This window comes from Streptococcus sp. 4155, assembly GCF_013276695.1.
Taxonomy (GTDB): Bacteria; Bacillota; Bacilli; order Lactobacillales; family Streptococcaceae; genus Streptococcus; species Streptococcus pseudopneumoniae.
In genome coordinates this window covers 39,783-47,094 of the sequence record NZ_VMLM01000034.1, presented here as the reverse complement: position 1 = coordinate 47,094, position 7,312 = coordinate 39,783, and the positions used below count along the sequence as shown (strand labels likewise).

General features: G+C 39.1%; 6 protein-coding genes. 2 read left to right on the top strand and 4 right to left on the bottom strand.

The window, feature by feature from the left end; genetic code table 11:
• Window positions 1-169: 169 nt before the first annotated feature.
• From HT715_RS04695 to leuS, 4 genes are read right to left on the bottom strand one after another with little or no spacing between them, the layout of a single operon-like run.
• Window positions 170-586, bottom strand: coding sequence for a GNAT family N-acetyltransferase (locus HT715_RS04695; RefSeq protein ID WP_138704421.1), 417 nt, complete (start codon window positions 584-586; stop codon window positions 170-172).
• Between the two features lie 11 nt (window positions 587-597).
• Window positions 598-1,293 (bottom strand): GNAT family protein, encoded by a 696-nt coding sequence (locus HT715_RS04690; protein ID WP_001144903.1) that lies wholly within the window; start codon window positions 1,291-1,293, stop codon window positions 598-600.
• Between the two features lie 55 nt (window positions 1,294-1,348).
• Entirely contained in the window at window positions 1,349-2,191 is an 843-nt protein-coding gene (locus HT715_RS04685) for a hypothetical protein (protein WP_001081167.1), read from the bottom strand.
• A gap of 41 nt (window positions 2,192-2,232) precedes the next feature.
• Window positions 2,233-4,734: a leucine--tRNA ligase gene (gene leuS, locus HT715_RS04680; protein WP_023935599.1), complete on the bottom strand. Its 2,502-nt coding sequence runs from the start codon at window positions 4,732-4,734 to the stop codon at window positions 2,233-2,235.
• Between the two features lie 147 nt (window positions 4,735-4,881).
• Here leuS and HT715_RS04675 point away from each other — a divergent pair, with 147 nt between their 5' ends.
• Both HT715_RS04675 and HT715_RS04670 read left to right on the top strand, forming a co-directional pair.
• Window positions 4,882-6,531, top strand: coding sequence for a histidine kinase (locus HT715_RS04675; RefSeq protein ID WP_138707061.1), 1,650 nt, complete (start codon window positions 4,882-4,884; stop codon window positions 6,529-6,531).
• Window positions 6,524-7,297: a response regulator gene (locus HT715_RS04670; protein ID WP_138707062.1), complete on the top strand. Its 774-nt coding sequence runs from the start codon at window positions 6,524-6,526 to the stop codon at window positions 7,295-7,297. The genes HT715_RS04675 and HT715_RS04670 overlap by 8 nt, the downstream gene beginning before the upstream one ends.
• The last annotated feature ends 15 nt before the right edge of the window (window positions 7,298-7,312 follow it).

Sequence of the window (7,312 nt, the reverse complement as noted above, 5' to 3'; positions counted from 1 at the left end):
AGTGGTTTTCGGGAGACAAAAAAACTCCACCAGTTCCGGTGGAGTTAAGGGAGATTATGATGAAAAAGAAAAGTTTAGGATTTTATTAAATAAAGTTAGGAGGTCTTTATTTAATGACTATATAATACTAGACTAGCCTTAAATTTTGCTTAAGCAAAAACAAGTTTTATTATTTTTCTCTGTTGATCCAAGTCATCCCTATACAATTATAGGTGGATAAGATTTCAAAGCCCATAGAACGATAAAATCCCACGTTTTTTTCTGTCTCTTCTGTCACCAGCTGGACTTGATAAGCATCTTTGTAATCTTTTAAGGCCTCTTTCATTAGGGCACTACCAATCCCTTGACGCTGATAGATTGGTAAAACAATCAAATCCTGTACAAAAACTGATGAGAATCCATCTCCTACCAAACGAATCAAGCCCACCACAGCATCACCATCAAGTGCCAGATAAATTACTAATGAATGCGATAAGGCCTGCTCCAGCATCTCTGGTTGATGGGTATAATTTGTCCAACCGACAGCCTGATAGAGATGCAAAACATCCTCTAGCTTGACAATTTCTTGCTTTTTAATAGTAATCATCTCAACACCTCTTAAAGTTCTCTCAAGCTCTTGTACTGCTGTCCATTTTTATCAAAATTTTCAGGACGCAGCCATGTTTCCAAACGATCTTTGACTTGAGGCCAGTCCTTATCAATCATAGACAACCAATCCGTATCCCTCGTCCGTCCCTTATAAACCACCGCCTGGCGGAAGGTTCCTTCATAGACAAATCCCAAACGCTCCGCAACTCGTCTGGATGGCAGGTTAAGAGCATCGCATTTCCACTCATAGCGACGATAGTTTAGCTCCTCAAAAATATAGCGAGCTAGGAGATACTGAGCCTCAGTTCCTATCCGTGTACCCCTTAGCTCTGGAGAAAAAGTGACTGCTCCGACTTCTATTACTCGGTTATTCTGGTCAATGCGCATGAGAGAAAAAGTTCCCAAAGCCTTACCAGTCGCCTTGTCTATGATTGCATAGTAAAAACGGTCCTTACGAGCCAACATCTGATTTAAAAGGCTAACCAGCTCCCCCATATCTGCTACTGGCTCCTGAAAAAGATAGGTCCACATCTCCCGAGGAGTATCCGGGCCATAAACAGCTAGCAAATCCTCCGCATGTTTTTCTACCGAGAGAGCCTCTATCCTAGCATAACGCCCTTCTAAGAAATCAATAGAAGGCAGTGCACCGGGTGTATAACCTTCCATTGACTCACCAATCATCTGACCATATTCATTTACTGGCATAGCTTTCTCCTTGTTTCACTTTTCAAACTTTTTACTCAACTCTATTTGAATTGTCCTATCTGCTAATTTCAAGTTTTTTATCAATTTCATTTAACAATTTTTCTGCATCTTCTTTATTTAAAACATTTTCTCGTGCTACATAGTTTCTACAAATATTCAGGGCCGCAATTTGGTCTGCTTTATCCAAAGATTCAAACATAATTCTCACTGAGTTACTAGCAATAACTCCTCGTTTATCATCCGAATTTTGAAGAAAGTTAAGTAGAACACTTAAATTGTTCTGACGACACGATTCGTACAAATCAATATATTCACCGTATTTTTTCGATTCAGAATCAGTAAGTTTATCTACAACTTTTACCTGCGAATAAAAATAGATTATTTCCCTATTTTGAATAATATAATTTATTTTTCTGATATATTTTAATCCCTCTATTAAGAGCCAAATAAAATAGATTATCAGAATACCAAACAGTGGTAGCCACATGATACCAACACTGGATTGAATACGAGGATAAGTTTCATTAAAAGAAACTATTAAATTTTTGGCTCCAAAATAATGAATAATGGATAACAAATTTGTCACTATTAATAGAGTTGCAAAAGATTTTGTAAATAAAAATTGATACACTTCAGACTGTGTCCTTATAATTTCATTTGGAGATATTCCAAAAATATTGCTTGATTTATCATTTGAAAAACTAAAGAAAGTAATAAAAACTGCAAAGAGAGTGTCTAAAGTGAGTGTCAAATTTAAACTTTCCTTGTCCCAAAGACAATTTTTAAAATAATATGCACCCACTATTGACATTACTAATACTATAACTGACACTACAATAATAGAAATCTTAAATAATAAAATTTCACACTTCCTGCTATCGTTCACTAATCTATTCATTCTGACCTATTCTAAAGTTCATACTCTAGAGTTACTTCTTTTTATTTCACAACAATGTTAACCAATTTATTCGGTACACTAATCACTTTCACGATGTCCTTACCGTCAATTTCTGCTTTGACTTTTTCATCCGCTAGAGCAATTTCTTGCAATTCTTCGCGTGATAGGTCTTTAGCAACCATGACTTTAGCACGGACTTTTCCTTTGATTTGGATAACAATTTCGACTTCGTCTTCAACTAGTTTGCTTTCGTCCCATGTTGGCCAAGCTACGTAAGAGATTGACTCACCTGTTGCTGCAACTGTTTGCCAAAGTTCTTCTGCCAAGTGAGGTGCAAATGGGGCAATCAATTGGATAAATCCTTTGGCATAGTCAACATAGAGCTTGTCTTCCTTGTTAGCCGCATTGACAAAGACCATAAGTTGGGCAATAGCTGTGTTGAACTTCATAGACTCGATTTGCTCAGTAACAGATTTGACTGTTTCATTGTAGACCTTATCAAGAGCGCCATTGTTTTCCGCAAGGATTTCCTTGCTTGTAATCAAACGGTAAACACGGTCAAGGAACTTACGGCCTCCTTCCAGACCTTCTTCTGACCAAGCAATCGAAGCATCAAGTGGTCCCATGAACATTTCATAGACACGAAGGGTATCGGCACCGTATTGTTCCACCACATCGTCTGGGTTAACAACGTTCTTGAGGGATTTAGACATCTTGGCTGGTGCTTGCTCCAACTCTTCTCCTGTTTCCACATGGAAGAAAGAACCGTCACGTTTTTCAACCTTATCGGTTGCCACAAGAGCCCCACGGTGGTCACGGTAGCTTGTTCCCAAAATCATCCCTTGGTTAAAGAGTTTTTGGAATGGCTCTTTTGTTGGAACAACACCAAGGTCATAGAGGAATTTGTGCCAGAAACGAGCGTAAAGCAAATGAAGAACGGCATGCTCTGCACCACCCACGTAGATATCTACTGGCAACCATTGTTTGAGAAGATCCTCATCGGCCAATTTCTCAGTATTGTGTGGGTCAATATAGCGGAGGTAGTACCAGCTTGAACCTGCCCACTGTGGCATAGTATTGGTTTCACGACGACCTTTGACGCCATCCTCACGAGTCACTTCAAGCCAATCTGTCAAGTTAGCTAGTGGACTTTCACCAGTACCTGAAGGACGGATGTCCTTGGTTACAGGCAAGACAAGTGGCAATTCACTTTCAGGGACAGCTGTTGAAGTTCCATCTTCCCAATGAATGATTGGAATTGGCTCACCCCAGTAACGTTGACGGCTAAAGAGCCAGTCGCGGAGACGGTAGGTAACCTTCTCTTGTCCACAGTCTTTTTCTTCCAACCAAGCCACAATCTTGGCAATAGCGTCTTCTTTGTTGAGTCCATCTAGGAAGTCTGAATTGACATGAAGACCATCCTCTGTGTAGGCAGCTTCTTTAACGTTTCCACCTTCAAGTACTTCGACGATTGGAAGGTCAAATTGTTTGGCAAATTCCCAGTCACGTTGGTCGTGGGCAGGAACAGCCATAACGGCACCTGTTCCGTAACTAGCAAGAACGTAATCCGCAATCCAGATTGGAATTTCCTTACCATTGACAGGGTTGATGGCATAAGCACCAGTCCAAACACCAGTTTTTTCTTTGGCAAGGTCTGTACGAGCCAAGTCAGACTTGAGGCTGGCTTGGTGTTTATAGTCTGCTACTGCTTCTGCTTGCTCTGTACTTGTGATAGCATCTACTAATTCATGCTCAGGAGCCAAAACAGTGAAAGTCGCACCGAAAAGGGTATCAGGACGAGTGGTAAAGACAGTAAATTCCTTATCAGTTCCCCTAACCTTGAAGGTTACATTGGCACCAGTTGATTTACCGATCCAGTTGCGTTGCATGTCCTTGATAGACTCTGGCCAATCAAGTTCATCCAAGTCATTAAGCAAACGTTCTGCATAGGCAGTGATTTTAAGCATCCATTGACGCATCGGCTTACGGACAACTGGATAGCCTCCACGCTCAGAAGTTCCATCAGGAAGGACTTCTTCGTTGGCAATGGCTGTTCCTAGTTCCTCAACCCAGTTTACAGGCACTTCCGCTTCATAGGCCAAGCCTTTTTCGTAAAGCTTGGTGAAAATCCATTGAGTCCACTTGTAGTAGTTTGGATCGGTTGTATTGACTTCACGATCCCAGTCATAAGAAAATCCAAGCGCATTGATTTGGCGTTTGAAATTAGCAATGTTCTCAGCTGTAAATTCTGCTGGGTCATTACCAGTATCCATAGCATATTGCTCTGCAGGCAAACCAAAAGCATCCCAACCCATTGGGTGAAGGACATTGTAGCCTTGCGCACGTTTGTAGCGGCTGAGAATATCGGTTGCAGTATAACCTTCTGGGTGTCCTACGTGCAGACCCGCTCCAGATGGATAAGGGAACATATCAAGAGCATAAAACTTAGGTTTTGATGCATCTGTTCCAGTCTTAAATGTATGATGTTCTGCCCAGTAGCCCTGCCACTTAGGCTCAATTTCTTTATGATTGTAAAAACTCATGGTCTCTCTCCAATTTTGTGATGTTACTATTATACCATTTTTGAGAGAATTTGGTCTCGTTCTATTCTATACTTTTCTATTTTACCTTGCTCTAGAATTTTTAAACTGCTATACTTATAACAGAAAACCCTTCCAAGGAGGTAGCGGATGTCTCATTCCTTTAAAAAATCTCTCCAAAAAGAAATTCTCCATAGAAGCTCTATCGCAGCCTTTGTGACCTCACTCTTACTACTCATTTTACTTTTTGGTTTTTCCTATGTTTTACAAAAGCAGCAACTCTCCAAAGATACGAGACAGATTGTAAAACAGGTTCAAGAGATGAAAGAAGCCAATAATGAGCTCCTGACTACTATGAACCATAAAATGATTACAGGATTTTTGGATGGCAAACACACAGAGAGAGAAGTCTTTAGCTTATTTTACGAGACAAAAGCTAAATTAAAACTTAGTTCTGACCTCATTATCCTAAGCGATACAGGTGAATTACTATTCAGTACCAATCGAAATCATCAAGAAGGTATTTTATCACCCTACTATCTAAAACTACTCATTCAAAATCCTTCTCAGGATAAAGTTACAGAAAAAATTGCACTCTCTTCAGATAAGCAACATTACACACTCTTTATCAAACCACTACTTCAAAACCAACGAGTTAAGGCCTATACTATTGCTTTCGTAAATGAGAATGATTTCATTTCAAGTTTCCCAATGATCAATTCCAAATACATCATTACCGATAGCTTTGGAAATATGTTTTCCAACAATACAAATCAGTTTACTCGTTCCACTCTTGAAAAATTGGATGAAAAACTCCTACACTCTCGCACCCACTGGTATGCGAATGAACCGCTTATTGTTCAAAAAGAAAAAGTCGGTGCTATTTTTTCAATCTATACTTTTCAATCCTTCTTTCCCATTCCTAGCTTACTCGGTCTAGCCTCCGTCCTCACCTTCTGTATATTCTTCCTCTACTTCTGGCAAGCAAGACGAATTGCTCATAAGATTGCTACACACAATGCTGTTCCTATTGAAAGTTTGGTTTACCAACTTCAAGAAATTCCTAAACAAGCAGAAAAAAGGCTTTCTCTACAAACAGGTGATGAGTTTGAGTTTATGGCAGAAAAAATCAACAATATGTTGTACGAATTAGATCAACTTCATCAAAAAATGTTGACCATCGAAAAAGAAAAGTGGATTTTTGAAAGAAAAATGCTGGAAGCTCAGTTCAATCCTCATTTTCTCTACAATACACTTGAGACAATTAAAATTACTTCTTTAATGGATGCCGCCCTCACACAAGACCTAATTCAAAATCTCACGCGCATTCTTCGCTACAGTATCACCGATTTAGAAAAAGAAACAACCATTTGTCAAGATTTGAAGATTATAGAGGATTACCTGATGATTCATAAGATTCGTTTCGAGCACTTTTCCTATGATATTGTTTGCCCAGAAACTGTCGATAATCAGCCTATCCCTAAACTTTTCTTGCTTCCTCTAGTAGAAAATGCTATAAAATATGGGATGCAATACCGTATTGATCTTCATATTGATATCCAAATTACCTTGAAAGCAGATTCTCTGACTTTTTTAGTCAAGGATAATGCTAGAGGACTCACAAAACAAGAGCGAATCGCTATTTTAAACTCTTTAGATAGCCCTCATACCCAGCATGGCATCGTGAACAGCTACAAACGATTGAGCAATTTCTTTTCTGATGTCCAGCTAGATCTAGGAGTCAATCGCCAAGGAGAAACTTGGGTCAAATTTATAACGAAAGGACTAACTCATGTTTAAGCTCATTATCGTAGAAGACGAACACCTCATCCGAAAATGGCTAGAGATTGCCGTAGACTACTCTGCCTTGGGTATCCAAGTCGTAGGAACTGCCAGTCACGGTCAAGAGGGAATGAGACTCATCCAAGAAAAAGAACCTCATATTGTCTTAACAGACATCACAATGCCAATTATGGATGCTTTTATGATGTTCGAAGCCACTCGTACCCTTCCCTATGAAAAAGTTATCTTATCAGGTTATAACGATTTTCAAAATGCCAAAAAAGCCATGCAATATGGAGCAGTTGATTTCTTATCCAAGCCAATTGATACCAAGGAATTGACAGAATGTCTTCAAAACATTGTTTTGCGATTACAAGGTAGCACCTATCAAGAAACTCCTTTTTTAGAAGAATATCAAACTTTACTCACCTCTATCCAACAGGTTGATACACAAAACCAAATCATTCAACAAATTATTTCCTTTGTCCACAAGCATTATGCAGAGCATTTTACGATTGCGACTATTGCTGAAGCTTTAAACTATAGCGAAAGCTACCTATATAAAGTGATCAAAGAAGACTTCCCCATGACGCTAAATGAATATATCTTACAATATCGCCTGAAACAAGCTATAGATAAGATGGCTGAATCTCCCAACTCCCCTCTAAGCGACATCTCTGATCAAGTTGGATTTTCAGACTATAAATATTTTGCCAAAGTATTTAAAAAGTATCTCCATATTTCCCCAAAGGAATTGAAATCACTCGGAAGAATAGTAAAATAAGCTATTCTTCTTTTT

Bases quoted from the DNA above. Each gene is read 5' to 3' on its own strand.
- HT715_RS04670 (WP_138707062.1), top strand. From the start codon at position 6,524: ATGTTTAAGCTCATTATCGTAGAAGACGAACACCTCATCCGAAAATGG.
- HT715_RS04690 (WP_001144903.1), bottom strand. From the start codon at position 1,293: ATGCCAGTAAATGAATATGGTCAGATGATTGGTGAGTCAATGGAAGGT.
- leuS (WP_023935599.1), bottom strand. From the start codon at position 4,734: ATGAGTTTTTACAATCATAAAGAAATTGAGCCTAAGTGGCAGGGCTAC.
- HT715_RS04685 (WP_001081167.1), bottom strand. From the start codon at position 2,191: ATGAATAGATTAGTGAACGATAGCAGGAAGTGTGAAATTTTATTATTT.
- HT715_RS04695 (WP_138704421.1), bottom strand. From the start codon at position 586: ATGATTACTATTAAAAAGCAAGAAATTGTCAAGCTAGAGGATGTTTTG.
- HT715_RS04675 (WP_138707061.1), top strand. From the start codon at position 4,882: ATGTCTCATTCCTTTAAAAAATCTCTCCAAAAAGAAATTCTCCATAGA.